The organism is Nocardia puris, from assembly GCF_036051655.1.
GTDB classification, from domain to species: Bacteria; Actinomycetota; Actinomycetes; order Mycobacteriales; family Mycobacteriaceae; genus Nocardia; species Nocardia puris.
Genome location: NZ_CP107943.1, coordinates 4,165,920 through 4,179,807 on the forward strand (window position 1 = coordinate 4,165,920; position 13,888 = coordinate 4,179,807).

Consider the following 13,888-nt stretch of genomic DNA (forward strand, 5'->3'; position numbering starts at 1 on the left):
GTAACAGCGGAGCTGGCTCCAACCTGTGGATGTGGGCCGGTCTGCAGCGATCGAAAACCCTCTAGTTGTAAGGGTTTTCGGCTCCGTATCCGCGCATCTCGAGCGGTGAGGTGGTCATGGTGAAGGTCTGCGGCGTAGCCGTGGCGGTGCTGCCGGAGTAGAGCTGGGTGCCTGCCTGGCCGATTGACTACCTGGTGAACGTGGGAATCACCGTGCGGGACTGCGGATTTCGTCTCGGGCAGCCAGCCTGGACGGGATCGGGAGGTCTGTTCTGATCGAGGACCTGTGTCGGTGGGGCAGAGGCGCCGTACGAGCGAACCGTAGCCCGACTGCGTCACGGCCGCCAGCAACTCGCGAAAGAACGACGCGGCACCCTGTCGCGATCGACCAGACGGCATGGCTCCCACCGATCGCCCGTCGCGACCAACGCCCCCGCCGCCGAATCCACCAGGACCGCCAGATCCCGCTGCTCGTCCTCGTTCGAGGCCATGGGCAACGACCGTAGATCAATGACTCCAGATCTGTCTCCTGAACTGCGAGAACAAGTTTGATAGTTCAGTCAATACGAAAGCGAATCCTGTTGGGCAACTGAACAACACGACCCTGCGATCGCTGAGTAGGCCCGGGGTGCGGTGGCGGGATTGCTCCTGCTCCGGTTCTAAACCCCCCGAGTTCGTTGGACCGGTCACCCCGGGGATTGCGGTCCCCATCGCGACACGAATGCCCGCACGCGGTCGCGGGAGCGAGACCGTCTCCCCAGGCGGTCTGGGTGAGGCCACCCACGCCCACAAGCTGCGGGCGGCACTCGGGATTGTCAAAGGACGGGAACCGCCGATGGCGGTGGCGTACTCCGCGGCCTGTCGTTCGAGCGCCCGGACGACATCCGGTTCGGCGGCGTTCTCGTCGGCGGTGAGAATCAGCGCCGTCCGGAATTGCCGTGGCCCAGAGCCAGCGACAGCTCGTCGGCATCGACGGATTCGCCGCGCAGGACGGCGTGCACGGGCCGCCGTCCTGCGGCCGATCGTGCCTCGTTGCAGTTGCTCCCGTTCCCGGCTGTAGGCGGCCACGAACAAGGCCCACAACCAGGTTCGCGCGGTCGGCGAGCGCGGCAACGCGCTAATCGAATGGTTCAAGGCCCTGCGCCGAGTCAGCTTGTGCCCCTGGCGAATCGGTGCGATCACCGCGGCTGCTCTGGTGTTGCTACACCTTCAACACGGTCGCAGCATCTGACCGCGACACACCGCTACTCGGAAAGGCTCACTGCGTGATAGTCGGAGAGCGTGAACTCATCCATTTGGGCACGGAATTGGCGCGCCGAGCCCGGGAATATGGTGGGGTTGAATCCATCTTCCGTCGGATGCCAGCTGGCGCATCTGGAATTCCGGGTCGTCCCGGAAAAGCGTTGCCGAATACCCGCGTTGAATCGGTCCTGCGCTGACTTACGCGCATCGAGGTATCGCAGGCCCCATCGCTCGAGCATCCGCACCGACTCGACGATGTAGTCGATCTGGGCTTCCAGAAAGAACAGCGCCGAATTGCGACCAGAACAGGAGTTCGGGCCGAAGGTGAAATGCAGGTTGGGGTAACCGGAAACATGGACGCTCTTGTACGCGCAGGCGCCCTCGGCCCATTCTTCCCGGAGGAGGTGGGCGTCACGACCACGAATGGGGAATGGCGTTCCGATCTTGCAGGGTACGTCGAATCCGGTTGCGAACACGATGGTGTCGAAGCAGCGCTCGACACCATCGACGGTGAGGATACCGCGTTCGGTGAGACGGACTATCGGGAAGGTGAGGAGTTTGCAGTGGTCCCGATCTAGAGCCGGAAGGTACGCATTCGAAACAAGCAATTGCTGACAGTTGGCCCGATAGTTCGGTGTGAGTTGCCGTCGTGTCCACTTGTCCTTGATCTGACGTCTCAACTGGAGTTTGGCCACCTGTTCCAATGCAGTGGTGAGACCCGTTGGCCACACCACACCGGACCTCATCGCCTCGTGTGCCCAGAAGTAGGCGGTCCGGGTCAGATCCTTGGTGAGCGGAAGTTTCTCGAACAACGACCTGTTCCACGCTGGCACCCTGTACTGCGGGTGAGGTAGGACCCATCTCGGCGTATGCTGAAACACGGTCACGTGACGGGCCCGGTTCACCAACTCCGGGATGACCTGAACTGCAGTGGCACCGGTGCCGACGACCGCCACCGTAAGTCCGGTCACGTCGAGACTGGGGTCCCATCGGGCGCTGTATACCTTGTGACCGCGATAGCCGTCAATACCGACGATGTCGGGCCTGCTCGTGTTGGATAACGGCCCAACGGCCATCACGACCGAGCGTGCGGTGATGACCTCCTCGCCACCACTGGTCGAGGTACGCACCCGCCAGGTCCCTGCGGCTTCGTCGAAGTCGAGTCCGATCACGGTGCGGCCGTACCAGATTCGTCGTTCGAGACCGTGACGGGCGATCACGTCGTGGATGTAGGCAAGGATGTCCGCACCTGACGAATATTCATGGCTCCCTCGCGGATTCCGGGCGAGCGAGAACGAGCCCAGCACCGACGGAATATCGCAATGCGCACCCGGGTAGACGTTGTCGCGCCACGCGCCGCCGGGTCCGGTCGCGCGCTCGAGTACGACGATGTCCTCGATACCCGCGCAACGCAATCGAATTGCGGTACCGATTCCTGATAACCCCGCACCTATGATCAGCACGCGTGTGACGGCGGGGATCGTTTTCCCGGGGTCATCGCGCTGCTGCTGCCTCTTGTCGATCATGCTGCGGACACCGGTTGGTAGGTGAGTTCGTTGATCCACGAGGGAACCGGTCCGAGCCATTTTCTAGGGTAACGTTCAGTAATCGTCAGGAGAGCGTTGCCGACCAGTAGGTGATAGGGGTGTGACCGGTCCATGACCATTTCGCCGTAATACTTGATTACGTGGTAAATCGGATTGCGGCGGGTGGCTACGCTGCGGTCTCCGATTACGCCGAATTTCCGAATCGCGTCGAAGAGCTTCTGTTCGTCGAGCCCCATCGCGATGATGCTGTCGTGCATACGGGTCAGCAGGGGCAACCCGGTGAGGATGCCGATGAGCATGGATGGGCGCAGCGCGGTGCCGGCTGCTTCGATGAACAGTCGGTGCACCGGCCCCGCTCCGATCATGTCCAGCACGTGGAAGTCTACAGCCAGATGACGGGACTCATCAGCGTTGATCTTTTGGAAGACCTTGTGACACAGCGGGTCTTTGATCTCCTCGAGGAGAAACTTCAGTAGTGCTCCGTCGAGCGCCACCTCGAGCATTGGAATGGCCGAGCCCAGAACGGACAGCGGCAGATCGTCGGCGTAGTTGTCCAGCCAGTTGATGGCAAGCCGGATATTGGTATTCGGTTCGGGGATCTCGTCGTCGTCGAGCATGCCCCATCGGCGCATCAGGGCCAGTTCGGCGTTCGCGTGTTTTTGCTCCTCGGCGTGGAAGTAGCGGTAGATCTCTTTCAGCGTGGTGTCGTGGGTTTGATGGGCGAGCGCTATGAACGCTCGCGAGCCGACCTGCTCGATCCAGACAAGATCAGACATGAACTGTTTGACCTGCGGGCGTTGCTCGGTCGTTATCGCGTCCGCCCCGGGCTCCTCCCAGTCGAAGTCGCCGAGTGCCCATTGACGCTGTTTGACGGTGTTTAGTGTGTGGTGCAAATCGATTGGCATCGCGTTACTCCTTCGCGATTGTGGACACTATTCCGACCTGGTGTCCGGAGGACAGGGCAGCGCCGCGGGAGCCGATCCGCCCACGTCCGGCAGCGAAGACTCTCGCGGACGGGTTGGCGGTGTACAAGCCGATGGCCCCGACGGCGGCGGAGGTTGGCGGCGGGCCCTTCTGAAGCCGCCCGCGCATCCGCTCCAATTTGAGCGTGGCATCCGTTAATGGGTTCAAGGCCAGCAAGGCCGACTGCGGATGACAGCCACCTTTGGGTGCTCCTCGAGTAGCCGCGGGTGGCGTGGCGACCGCCTGATATCTCCCCGCCGAGTCTCCCACGATCGCCAACCGGCCACCATCGGCTCGTGAGTTCAACCATCGATAGCCCCGCCAGGCGTCGTCGTTCGCGGCGGGAAAGCGATTCCGCAGGGACTTCTGGTATGCGACCGCGATCATCGGAAACTCTGATCGTGCGGAGAGTTCGCCCGTTGGTCTCCGGTGGGTCCGCGGTGAGCAAGTCACGCGCACAGGTGATATCTCGGTGGGCCGCGCGGTGTACCGGACGCCGACTCCAGCGATGGCTGTCGCAAGGGCATCTGCGGATGAGGGCCGGTGCCTATTGGTCCTCATCCGTTCATCGGTCAGTCCGGGGATGCGCCGGGTCGCCCCTTTGCGAACCACAGAGAATAACGGTACCTATCTAGTATTATTGTTTCAATGCCCACTTCAGAGTGTTTCTCGAAGTGGGCTATACGATGGGTCTGGGACACGCTCAAGGTCGACCGGCGATCCGGCACGCTCGGCAGCCGACCAGCCGCCTGGATCGAAGGACCTGATCAGGACGATGAACTACACCAGCTTGCTTCTGAAGGCAGTGTCGGTGATCCGGACGCCGACGCCGACTGGAACCCCGGAACGGATCCTCGACGCCGGGCTCCGGCAGTTCGAGGTTGTCGGGATCAGTCGCAGCAGGATCGAGGACATCGCGCGTCGCGCACGGCTGGCGCGTGTGACGCTGTACCGACACTTCCCGAGCAAGGAGCGCATCGTCGAGGCGGTGATCCTGCGAGAACTCGGCAGGTTCCTCGTGGAGTTGGAAGCCGAGGTGTCGGGCCATCGGGATCTCGAGGACAAGATCGTCGAGGGATTCGTGTTCACGCTGGCGGCAGTCCGTGGGCACGCTCTGCTCAATCGCCTGTTGGAGACCGAGCCGGAGTCCTTACTACCGTTTCTCACGATCGAGGGAGGCGGCCTTGTCGAGACCGCGTCGAACTTTCTGGCCGATCAACTCGCACAAGAGGTCCATGATGACCGCACAGATGCCGAACTTCGCGTGGTCTCCGAGTTGACGGTCCGCGTGATCTTGTCGTTCGTGCTCACCCCTTCGACCGGCATATCCCTCGACACCCCTGAGGGCGCGCGCCGGTTCGCGCGCCGCCATCTCCTGCCCCGGCTGCGTGACGAACGGGCCGGATAGAATTCGGGGCGAGACATATCGTTCAATATGTGTCATAAATCCGATCGCTGAAGTGCTCACCGAGAGGGAGGAGCGGAAGTGCGCGCTCTATTAACGCAGGAGCGGCATACTCGTCGTGGTGACGACGAAACCTGTGCGTCGCCGTGCGCGAACTACGGCCCTGCGTGACACGACGGATGCCCTACTCGATGCCGCGGAGTTCTGCTTCGAAGAGATCGGACTCTCGGCTACAACGATGGAGGACATCGCTCGGCAGGCCGGCGTCTCCAGGGCCACCGTGTACCGGCACTTCGCGAACCGCGAATCGGTAGTGTCGGGTGTCATCCTGCGGACGGCCAGCCGCTACCTCGGCAGGATTCGCGGGCCGCTCGCCGGACAACCCGATCTAGTGCCTCGTCAGGCAACGTTGGTTAGGTAATCCGGGCGCCGGATCTTCGAGCCGACAGCGAAGTCTCGGATCGGTCGGGCGTGCTGGTTGCGCCACCGGATGTAGTCACCGATCGCCGCGTCCTGCACCGCATGGGAGCGGTGATCGGTGCCGTTGAGCGCGAAGTAGCGCAGCGCGGCGAACTCGCACTCGATCCGGTTCAACCACGACGAATACGTCGGAACGAACACCAACTCGACCTCGTTGTCGGCACACCATTCCCGCACTTCACGACGCTTGTGGACCGAGTAGTTGTCCAGAATCAGGTACAACCGCTCACCCGGCCAGCGAACTCGCAACGATTTCACGAACGCCAAGAACTCGACCGCCCGCTTCCGGTCCCGGATCCGGTAGTACAACTGGCCGGTCCGCAGGTCCAGAGCACCGAACATGTGCCGGACCCCGTCGTGACGGTTGTAGGTGGCACGAAGCCGCTTCGGTCGCCCGGCCTGCGCCCAGCCCCGACCGGGGCGCGGCATCAGGTTCAGCGGCCCGAACTCGTCGACACAGACCACCCGCCCGTCGGCCGGCGGATTGTCGTAGAGGTTCAGGACCCTGTTCATCTTCTCCACGAAATCGGGGTCGTTGCTGGCCTTCCACGTTTTCGTGGCCTGCCATGACACCCCACCGACCTTGAGGATTCCCCGCAGAGTTTCGCGGCTGATGTCGGCAATTCCGTTACCCCGCAGCACTTCTACCAGCTTCGACAGACTCCACGTCGAGAACGGCCACCCCAGATCCAGGGGACAGCACCGAGCGATCTGACAGATCCGGTCACGCGTGGCCGGGTCCGTCTTCGCTGGTCTGCCCCCGTTCCATTTTGGGTCCAGTGCGTCCATGCCCTTCTCGTTGAAGTCGTGGATCACTTGCCGCACATACGCTTCCGATACTTGCATCAGCTTCGCGATCAGCGGCACTGGTTGGTGCTGGCCCGAGGCCATCACCACGATCGCGCGTCGCATCCGCACCGGCTGCTTGCTGCGCCGCCCGATCTGCGCGAGTTTGCGGCCCTCTTCCGAGGTGAGGGCCCTGACGAACACATCCGGCTTCCGAGCCACCGGCACCACCTCCACCGGGCAGCATCGCCGGTCCCCGTCAGATGATCAACCCGCCACCCCGACGACGGTTACCGCATCAACCTTCTCGGACACGGCACTAAGGGATGTCCCGTAAGTCTGACTCGGTGACAGTGCCGGTCCACTGGCCAGGAATCAGCAGGCGTGGGCAAGGTTGGCCAGCCTCGCCACCCCGGACATCGCGACACTCACCCCATCACCGCGCAACCGGCAGTCGCGCAATATCTTCCAGGTCTTCATCCGGGCGAAGGCATGCTCGACACGGGCGCGGACCTTGCGGTGGGACTTGTTGTGTGCCTGTTTCCATTCCGGCAGCTCGACACCAGGCGAGCGGCGGTGCGGGATGATCAAGCCGGTGCCCTGGTAGCCGCCATCAGCGATCACCACCGCGTTGCGGCAAGCCTCGGCCGCACCGGACTCGGTCCAGGCCCGGCAGTCGTTGCGGTTGCCCGGCAACGGCCGCCCGAGCGCGACGACGAGCTCGGTGTCGGCATCGATCACGACCTGATGATTGGTCGAGTACCGGTAGTTCTTACTCTGGGCGGCGACCTTGTGATCACGGGTCGGGACCAGGGTCCCGTCCACGATCAACACCGCACCACGGCCGAACCGGGCCCGGGGCCGTAGCGCCAACGCCGGCCCCAGGTCATCGATCACCCGGGCCGCGGCCGATTTCGAGACCCCGAACACCGCCGCGAGCTGACGCATCGTGAGGTTGGTCCGCCAGTAGGAGGCCACCAGCAACACCCGGTCTTCGAAACACAACCCCCAAGGCCGGCCCCGCAACGGCCGATCAGCGCCCTCGCGCCGCAACTGGGTGATCAGGCGAGCGAACGTGCGTGGTCGCAGCCCGGAGAACAACTCCACCATCACCGGGTCAGACGCCGAGTTCACCACCCGCGACACGATACCCGTTGCCGCTCAACGGCTTACGGGACATCCCTTAGATGGATTGAATGTAGACTACTTGGTAGGTCTACATTCAGCAATAGCTTCACGAGCGTTGAGTACGGTGGTAGTGGAGGGACGCCCGGTACTCTCGCGCTGCCAAGTTGAGGAGGTATGGTCCGATGTCAGAGCGTCGTGCAGACCCGACAGCCGTCAGCTTCCTGATCGGATACGAGCTGCGCGTGGCACGGGAGCGTGCCCGCATATCGCAGGTCGAAGCCTCCAAGGAAATCGGCTCCAGCACGGCGAAGATCAACTATCTGGAGACCGGCCGTACCCAGCAGCAACCTGCTGACATTCGAAAGTTGCTCGCGCTCTACGGCGTTGACGAGAAGCACATCGACCGCGTGGTGTCGCTGGCCGCTCGCGCAGATCAGAACCCTTGGTGGACACCGTTCGGTGAGGTGCTGCCCGACTGGTTCAAAACCTTCGTCGGATTGGAGGGGATGTGCGAGGGACTCTTCGCCTTCGAATCGATGAAGCTCCCGGGCCAGGTGCAAACGCCTGAATACGCTCGCGCACTGTTCGCGGACAGCATCGAGATCGCCCCGCTGGAGATCGACCAAGTCGTCAAGGCCCGGATGGCCCGGCAAAGACTGGAGACCGAGACGGCGCCGTTGAATTTCCGCGCGGTGATCGATGAGGCCGTGTTGCATCGGCTCGTCGGCGGCCCCGCGGTGATGCGCCAACAGCTCGAGCACCTGCTGGATTTGATGAAGCGCGACAATGTCGAACTCCACATCATGCCGTTCTCGGTGCCTGTGCACGACGGCATCAACGGAGACTTCGTGCTGCTCGACCTGCCCGGCGACCGCAGCATCGGATACGTCGAGCACTCCACCGGCGCCCTCTACGTTCAAGACGAAGACCAGCTGCGCTGGTACAAACTGGCAGCCGAACGGCTCTGCGCCGCAGCCCTTTCGCCAGCGGAGTCGGCCGATATGCTTGCTGAGCGCATCGCAGCGATCGACAACAACTAGTGGAGCAAATCATGATCTCGCGCCCGCTCACATGGCGGACATCCAGCTACAGCGGAAACACCGGCGGCAATTGCGTCGAGGTGGCGAGCGACGGTATCCGGGTCTACATTCGCGACAGCAAATACCGGCGCGACCCTGCGAACGATCCGGTGTCAGAGCCGATCATTGCCGTGACACCGGCGCAGTGGAAACACCTCGTCACGGTTGCCGTGACCGGCTCGAGCGCCGTCACGGAGCCCGCCATCGAGATCGGCGACACGGGTTGGGTCGAACTCCGTACCAACAGCGGTGTGATGCTGCGGTTCACTCGCCAGGAGTGGGTGGCCTTCGTGGCAGGCGCACGTGATGGGGAATTCGATAGAGAAGCTCTGGCGGCTTAACTGCAGTTCACGCCGCAGCTTCGGGCTGAAATTGATTGCCTCACTTACCTGTCAGGGTTAGTTCGAAGACGGCGCGGTTGCGTCCTGGGCCCTTGAAGTCGGTGATGACCGAGACGCCATTGATCTCGTGATCGCCAGGCACATTCGTGAAGCCAAGGGCGGTCCAGGTGACGTGAGCAGCTTCGTTGTCGGGTTCCGAGGTCAGGTAGATTCGTTCGCACTCCCATGTCTCGGCTTGTGATCGCACGCTGTCCAGGAGTGCCCGAGCAATGCCGCGCCGCTGGTGCTGCGGATGGACCATGACGTCCTGGAGGTAGACGTCTGCGGGATTGTCCTGGCTGCGGAAAGCGATGACGGCACCGACGATGCTGTCGCCGTCGGTTGCGATAGGGCATGTCGACGAGAACAAGGCGGCGTACAGCCAATAATCGGACAGGTTGCGGGCATGAACATATGGCTCGCCTCGCTCCATGAGCTGATGGATGTCACTGATGTGTTTGGGCTGCAGTGGAGCGATGATCATGGGGGCTGCACTCCTCGCGTGCGAATCTTGGGGGCGATGCTTGTCCATCGGGCCGGGAATCTACTCGCCTGTCGATGCGGCAAGGGCGATACCTGGAGTAACCAGAGAGTGGTGGCAGTTGATAGCCACGATGCCGAAACTCGCAGTTCGATTGTGGAGCGCACGTTTTCGCCTTCGTCTCGGTGGTGTGGACGGCCTCTCCGGGCGTCCACGGTGTGCGGTATGTATCCGACGCATAACCACCCTCCGTTCAGCACATTAGGCTCGGAGCGCTCGACCACGATTCGTTCCAACAGTCCAGCTCAGCGCACATGAATCGTTCGAAGGGAGAGGTCTTGGAAACGACAGTCCAGCCGAGCCAGGTCGCCAAGCCGCAGCGTCACAAGGTCACCGGGGACGTGCATCTGGTGCTGCGCCGTGGTGATGAGGTGTTGTTCGGTCGGCGGCAGAACACCGGATACGAGGACGGGGCGTGGCATCTGCCGTCCGGTCATCTCGAAGCCGATGAATCGGTCGTCGACGCTCTGCTCCGGGAGGCGGATGAGGAGATCGGTGTGCGGATCGCACCGGAGGATGTGCGGTTCGGCCACATCATGCACAACTCGTCCTCCGGCGGGCGGATGGCGTTCTTCTTCACCGTGGACACCTGGCAGGGTGAACCGACGAACCTGGAACCGAACAAATGCGTCGCGCTGGAATGGTTTCCGATTCACGCGCTGCCTGACCACATGATCGCCTACTGTCGCACCGCGATGCACCACCTCGCTGCGGACGAGCCATTCTCGGTGTACGGCTGGTAGCACCATGACCACGCAAGACAGACCGGTCGTGTGCGTCAGCTACCTGGCATCGGCCGAGCTGTGGAGCGTGCCGGAGTTCCCTTTCGCCAACCACGGAGCCGAAGTCCGGGTCACCGAGCAGTCGATCGCTGCCGATGGACCCATGACGGCCGCAGTGTTGGCGGCCCTCGACGTGCCAACGCTATTGGTGGCTAACAGAATCGGCAACGACGAGGCCGGCGGGCGGGTCGGCCGCTGGCTACAGCAACGCGCAGTGCCTACGACGGCTGTAGCCAGCGCCGAGGTCTCGACGCCGCGGATTGTGGTCGTCGCCGACGACCACAACACCCGCACGTGGTTCGCGCATTTGTCCGGTGTAGCCAACGAATTGACCAACGTGGACCTTTCCGCGCTCAGCGCCGCCGCGTTCGTCTATCTCGACGCTTACCAGCTCATCGAGGCAGCCGCGCTCCGTGTCGTTCGAGCGGCCCGCAATCACGGGGCGCGGCTGCTGGTCAACCTCGGCGGCACGCCGCTGTCGGACACCCTGCGGGTCGAGTTGGCGGGCTATGCGAATCTGCTGATCCAGACGAATGTCGACGATAGCTCGCATCGCGACGCACCGATCGTCGCTCGGAAACTGTTGGGGCAGACCTGTGCCCAGTGGGTGATCGTGACCGCCGGCGCTTTCGGCGCGCTCGCAGCCAGTCGCTCGCAACTGGTCACCGCCCCGCCTTCGGGGTCCCGGTGCGTCACACGCATTGCGCTGGAGCGGCATTCTCCGGCGGCGTGCTCTACGGCCTGCGCGCCGGTATCCCCATGGACCGCAGTTTGCTGCTCGGCTCGGCCAGTGGGGCGCTGCGGTGCGCACGGCAGCACAGCGCCCCACTGCCGACGCTGATCGAACTGGAGTCACTGATCACGATGCTGGCGCGCAGTTCGGCCAATTAGTAGAGGTCCCACTCCGCCAGGCGCGCAACGATTTCCTGCAACCGCTCGCCGGTCATCCGCTTCTTCACCGACTCCTCGGGCGATTCCTGGTCGGCACCGTATTGCCACCACACCTGCCCGGTCCTGCGGTCTGCGACCAGGAAGCGATCCTTGACCGCCGGACCACGAACGACCAGCGAAACAGTGAATGGTTCGGCGACCACGGCGTGCACCATCGTGTGATGCAGCGCGTAGCCGACGCCGACCGGTTCCTCACGGACCTGCAGGACGGGCAGTTTCGCGGGTTCGATCTGGTCGTCGACCTCGGCGTTGCCGAACAGGTAGTGCCGGTACTGCCCGCGCAGAATCCTGCTGGCGTAGGACCATCGGTGGTTGTGTGGCCGGTCGAAGTAGCCCGGCAGGAACACATGCAGCCGAACCCGCACGCCGGAGTCGTCGCTGAATAGGACGACCTTGTCAAGAATGTCGTAGTGCTCGCACAAGGCGAGCAGCTGCGGCCGGTTCGGCAGGTCGTCGAGCCGTGCGCGCACGATGGCCGGATCGGCGGCGAGTTCCTCGAAGAACTCGAAGGACGCGCGTTCTACCTCGTCGATGTCGTTCCAGTCGATCTCGCACAGTTTGTTCGCTGCCAGGTCCAGGCGGTCGGCGGCGTTGGTGTCGTTCATCGGTCTCATTCCTCGGGTTTGGCGCTGGATTTCCACAGTCGGCACACCGGCACGATGTCGGGGTAGGCGCTGCAGGAGGACGCGCCCATCACCAGCTCTTCGGCTGGGCAGCCGCCCATGCAGGCGCTGGATTTACAGTCGCCGCAGCTGGATTCGGTCAGCACGCTTGTGAACAGCTCGAATTCATTGGGGCCGTGGTTGAGCTGGACCTGACCGTCGGTCATCTGGGCGTAGTTCATCTTCGTGTCGAACAAGTACGAGCAGACGTAGGCCCTGCCGTCGGGGAAGATCGAGATCCGGTCGAGGGTGCGGCCGATGCAGCCCTGATAGCCCTCACCGGCGTAGCGGTCCATCTGGTCGCGGCGGGCGTAGGTCGGCTGGTACCAGACGCGCGTCTTGTATTCGAGGGCAACCTGATTCAGGTTGTCGCAGAAGGTGACCCATTCCGGTGGGGTCATGGCCATGTCGGGGTTTCCGTGGCCGGTGCCGATGGTGCTGAACACATGGAATTTCACCAGGCTGACGCCCAGCTCGTCGGCGATGTCGAGCAGCCGCAGGACGTCGGTCTCGTTGGCTTTGTTGACGGTGCAGATGATGCGCGTGTCGAATCCGCGTTCGGTCAGTTCTTCGGTTGTCGCGAGCGCGGTTTCGAACGTCTTGGGGCCGCGCACACGGTCGTGGGTCGTGGCGCTGCCTCCGTCCATGCTGACCTGGACGTAGGCGAAGTCCGAGGGCTCCATCTGCCGGAACTTCTTCGCCGCCGGCAGCTGCGCGTTGGTGGTGGTGATGACGTCCTCGTAGCCGAGCTTGCCCGCTCCCCGGATCGCATCGACGAAGTAGGGGTGCAGGGTCGGTTCGCCACCAAGAATGGTCACCTTGGACCCGCCCAGTTTCCGCCAGGTCGACAGCGTGTCCACGATCTGCGGCAGCTCCAGCTTGAGCGCGCGCTCCAGGCGCTCGCCCATATAGCAATGCTCACAACGTAATTGGCACGCCTCGGTGATGTAGAGGTAGACGTTCCGGAACCGCCCATAGGGCACGCGGTCGACCCGCTCGGGTTCGGGCATATCGATCTTGCGCGGCATCCGGGCATGGCCGTAGCCGTCTGCCCGCAGGGTCGGGGTGGGCAGTGAAACCGATGTCATTGGACTGCGCTCCGTGAGATCAGCAGTGGGGCAAGCAGATCCGCAGCCCCGGTGATGGTTGTTGTGGTGTCGAGCTGGGTGACCGGGATGCCCGAATCGGCGAATCCGGAACGGATTGCCCCGGCGGCGTTCTGATAACGCTGGATCCTGGCCTTCAGCAGCCGCGGCGAGTCACCCCGGCGCGGATGGAGCAGGCCCCCGCACTGGGCACAGGCCCACGGATCACTCGGTTTCGGGATGGCGGGTAGCCGGGGATCGGAGATCGGGTCGCGCTCGCAGCGGTGGCAGACCTTCCGGTTGTGCGCTCGCTGCTTCAACGTCTTGGCGTCGGTCACGACCTCGATCGCTTCGATGTGGTACGGCGGCGCGAACTCCCGCAGCACGGACACCAGCTGGTCGACCTGGCTTGCGGACCCGGGGAAGTTGTCCATCAACACGGTATGGACATCCGGGTCCTCGTAGACGCGGGTGAAGTAGCCGCGCAGTGCCGTTTCGACGGTGTCCTCGTCGATCCACCCCAGCCGCTGGCTGTCGGTCGCGGTGGCCGACAGCACCTGTCGCGGCACATGTTCGCGAAGGCGGAAGATCCGCCGCCCTGGCTCGCTTCCGAGCACCATGGCCAACGTGGTCTTCCCTGCGGCAGGCGGTCCGATCAGCGGAACGACCAACGACAATCCCACAGCCTGCTCCTTTCTCGATACCGAATCGGACAGCCCAAGCGTCCAGCCCGAGAAGGGGCGAAACCATGTCCCGTGCACGGGCCGCGATATGCGTCGAACACATACCGGCCACCCCCGAGGCGTGGTAGCTTCCGCAGATCAGGGAGATCGAGGGGGTCGATGCCCCAACGTCGGG

At 63.3% G+C, this 13,888-nt stretch carries 15 protein-coding genes and 1 pseudogene; 7 read left to right on the forward strand and 9 right to left on the reverse strand.

Translation table 11 applies throughout. The annotated features are described in order from the left end of the window. Nucleotides 1-1,068 precede the first annotated feature (1,068 nt). A pseudogene (locus OHB21_RS19135) lies at nt 1,069-1,230 on the forward strand (IS5/IS1182 family transposase); the annotation flags it as partial. A gap of 13 nt (nt 1,231-1,243) precedes the next feature. On the opposite strand, the gene OHB21_RS19140 reads toward OHB21_RS19135, so the two are convergent. The 3 genes from OHB21_RS19140 to OHB21_RS37550 are packed head-to-tail and all read right to left on the reverse strand — an operon-like array spanning nt 1,244 to nt 4,312. Beyond that, on the reverse strand, nt 1,244-2,767 hold the full coding sequence (locus tag OHB21_RS19140) for a flavin-containing monooxygenase (RefSeq protein ID WP_081872531.1): 1,524 nt from the start codon (nt 2,765-2,767) through the stop codon (nt 1,244-1,246). Further along, nucleotides 2,764-3,693 (reverse strand): reductase, encoded by a 930-nt coding sequence (locus OHB21_RS19145; RefSeq protein WP_029894366.1) that lies wholly within the window; start codon nt 3,691-3,693, stop codon nt 2,764-2,766. The genes OHB21_RS19140 and OHB21_RS19145 overlap by 4 nt, the downstream gene beginning before the upstream one ends. A 4-nt stretch (nt 3,694-3,697) precedes the next feature. Then, nucleotides 3,698-4,312, reverse strand: a complete 615-nt coding sequence (locus OHB21_RS37550) for an alpha/beta hydrolase fold domain-containing protein (RefSeq protein WP_081872533.1) — start codon at nt 4,310-4,312, stop codon at nt 3,698-3,700. Between the two features lie 214 nt (nt 4,313-4,526). Here OHB21_RS37550 and OHB21_RS19150 point away from each other — a divergent pair, with 214 nt between their 5' ends. Next, nucleotides 4,527-5,159, forward strand: a complete 633-nt coding sequence (locus OHB21_RS19150; protein WP_029894368.1) for a TetR/AcrR family transcriptional regulator — start codon at nt 4,527-4,529, stop codon at nt 5,157-5,159. 133 nt (nt 5,160-5,292) lie between these two features. Continuing rightward, nucleotides 5,293-5,577 carry a TetR/AcrR family transcriptional regulator gene (locus OHB21_RS19155; RefSeq protein ID WP_407675252.1) on the forward strand — a complete coding sequence of 95 codons (285 nt, stop codon included), beginning with the start codon at nt 5,293-5,295 and terminating at the stop codon, nt 5,575-5,577. Here OHB21_RS19155 and OHB21_RS19160 read toward each other — a convergent pair. Continuing rightward, nucleotides 5,556-6,548 (reverse strand): IS630 family transposase, encoded by a 993-nt coding sequence (locus OHB21_RS19160; protein WP_328435419.1) that lies wholly within the window; start codon nt 6,546-6,548, stop codon nt 5,556-5,558. The genes OHB21_RS19155 and OHB21_RS19160 overlap by 22 nt on opposite strands. A 249-nt stretch (nt 6,549-6,797) precedes the next feature. Then, nucleotides 6,798-7,532, reverse strand: a complete 735-nt coding sequence (locus tag OHB21_RS19165) for a transposase (RefSeq protein WP_328439888.1) — start codon at nt 7,530-7,532, stop codon at nt 6,798-6,800. A 200-nt stretch (nt 7,533-7,732) separates the two neighbouring features. Here OHB21_RS19165 and OHB21_RS19170 point away from each other — a divergent pair, with 200 nt between their 5' ends. After that, nucleotides 7,733-8,590 (forward strand): helix-turn-helix domain-containing protein, encoded by an 858-nt coding sequence (locus OHB21_RS19170; RefSeq protein WP_029894479.1) that lies wholly within the window; start codon nt 7,733-7,735, stop codon nt 8,588-8,590. A gap of 11 nt (nt 8,591-8,601) precedes the next feature. Further along, nucleotides 8,602-8,970: a DUF397 domain-containing protein gene (locus tag OHB21_RS19175; protein WP_036558193.1), complete on the forward strand. Its 369-nt coding sequence runs from the start codon at nt 8,602-8,604 to the stop codon at nt 8,968-8,970. A 40-nt stretch (nt 8,971-9,010) separates the two neighbouring features. On the opposite strand, the gene OHB21_RS19180 is transcribed toward OHB21_RS19175, so the two are convergent. After that, a complete protein-coding gene (locus tag OHB21_RS19180; RefSeq protein WP_029894483.1) occupies nt 9,011-9,493 on the reverse strand; it encodes a GNAT family N-acetyltransferase in 483 nt (160 codons plus the stop codon). Between the two features lie 335 nt (nt 9,494-9,828). On the opposite strand from OHB21_RS19180, the gene OHB21_RS19185 reads away from it, so the two are divergent. Together OHB21_RS19185 and OHB21_RS19190 are read left to right on the forward strand one after the other, a co-directional pair. Further along, nucleotides 9,829-10,293, forward strand: a complete 465-nt coding sequence (locus OHB21_RS19185; protein ID WP_228791201.1) for an NUDIX hydrolase — start codon at nt 9,829-9,831, stop codon at nt 10,291-10,293. Nucleotides 10,294-10,297: 4 nt separating this feature from the next. Further along, the gene (locus tag OHB21_RS19190; RefSeq protein WP_029894486.1) at nt 10,298-11,173 is read left to right on the forward strand and encodes a PfkB family carbohydrate kinase; all 876 of its coding nucleotides are present in this window, start codon (nt 10,298-10,300) and stop codon (nt 11,171-11,173) included. Between the two features lie 46 nt (nt 11,174-11,219). On the opposite strand, the gene OHB21_RS19195 is transcribed toward OHB21_RS19190, so the two are convergent. The 3 genes from OHB21_RS19195 to OHB21_RS19205 are packed head-to-tail and all read right to left on the reverse strand — an operon-like array spanning nt 11,220 to nt 13,713. Further along, nucleotides 11,220-11,888 carry a hypothetical protein gene (locus OHB21_RS19195; protein WP_029894488.1) on the reverse strand — a complete coding sequence of 223 codons (669 nt, stop codon included), beginning with the start codon at nt 11,886-11,888 and terminating at the stop codon, nt 11,220-11,222. 5 nt (nt 11,889-11,893) lie between these two features. After that, entirely contained in the window at nt 11,894-13,033 is a 1,140-nt protein-coding gene (locus tag OHB21_RS19200) for a radical SAM protein (RefSeq protein WP_029894490.1), read from the reverse strand. Continuing rightward, nucleotides 13,030-13,713, reverse strand: a complete 684-nt coding sequence (locus tag OHB21_RS19205) for an AAA family ATPase (protein WP_036558098.1) — start codon at nt 13,711-13,713, stop codon at nt 13,030-13,032. Before OHB21_RS19205 ends, OHB21_RS19200 begins: the two co-directional genes overlap by 4 nt. Between the last annotated feature and the right edge of the window lie 175 nt (nt 13,714-13,888).

What these genes read in the sequence shown, in the direction of transcription:
- OHB21_RS19190 (WP_029894486.1), top strand. Translation starts at nt 10,298, where the DNA reads ATGACCACGCAAGACAGACCGGTCGTGTGCGTCAGCTACCTGGCATCG.
- OHB21_RS19195 (WP_029894488.1), bottom strand. Translation starts at nt 11,888, where the DNA reads ATGAACGACACCAACGCCGCCGACCGCCTGGACCTGGCAGCGAACAAA.
- OHB21_RS19145 (WP_029894366.1), bottom strand. Translation starts at nt 3,693, where the DNA reads ATGCCAATCGATTTGCACCACACACTAAACACCGTCAAACAGCGTCAA.
- OHB21_RS19180 (WP_029894483.1), bottom strand. Translation starts at nt 9,493, where the DNA reads ATGATCATCGCTCCACTGCAGCCCAAACACATCAGTGACATCCATCAG.
- OHB21_RS19165 (WP_328439888.1), bottom strand. Translation starts at nt 7,532, where the DNA reads ATGGTGGAGTTGTTCTCCGGGCTGCGACCACGCACGTTCGCTCGCCTG.
- OHB21_RS19170 (WP_029894479.1), top strand. Translation starts at nt 7,733, where the DNA reads ATGTCAGAGCGTCGTGCAGACCCGACAGCCGTCAGCTTCCTGATCGGA.
- OHB21_RS19175 (WP_036558193.1), top strand. Translation starts at nt 8,602, where the DNA reads ATGATCTCGCGCCCGCTCACATGGCGGACATCCAGCTACAGCGGAAAC.
- OHB21_RS19200 (WP_029894490.1), bottom strand. Translation starts at nt 13,033, where the DNA reads ATGACATCGGTTTCACTGCCCACCCCGACCCTGCGGGCAGACGGCTAC.
- OHB21_RS19160 (WP_328435419.1), bottom strand. Translation starts at nt 6,548, where the DNA reads ATGCGACGCGCGATCGTGGTGATGGCCTCGGGCCAGCACCAACCAGTG.
- OHB21_RS37550 (WP_081872533.1), bottom strand. Translation starts at nt 4,312, where the DNA reads ATGAGGACCAATAGGCACCGGCCCTCATCCGCAGATGCCCTTGCGACA.
- OHB21_RS19140 (WP_081872531.1), bottom strand. Translation starts at nt 2,767, where the DNA reads ATGATCGACAAGAGGCAGCAGCAGCGCGATGACCCCGGGAAAACGATC.
- OHB21_RS19150 (WP_029894368.1), top strand. Translation starts at nt 4,527, where the DNA reads ATGAACTACACCAGCTTGCTTCTGAAGGCAGTGTCGGTGATCCGGACG.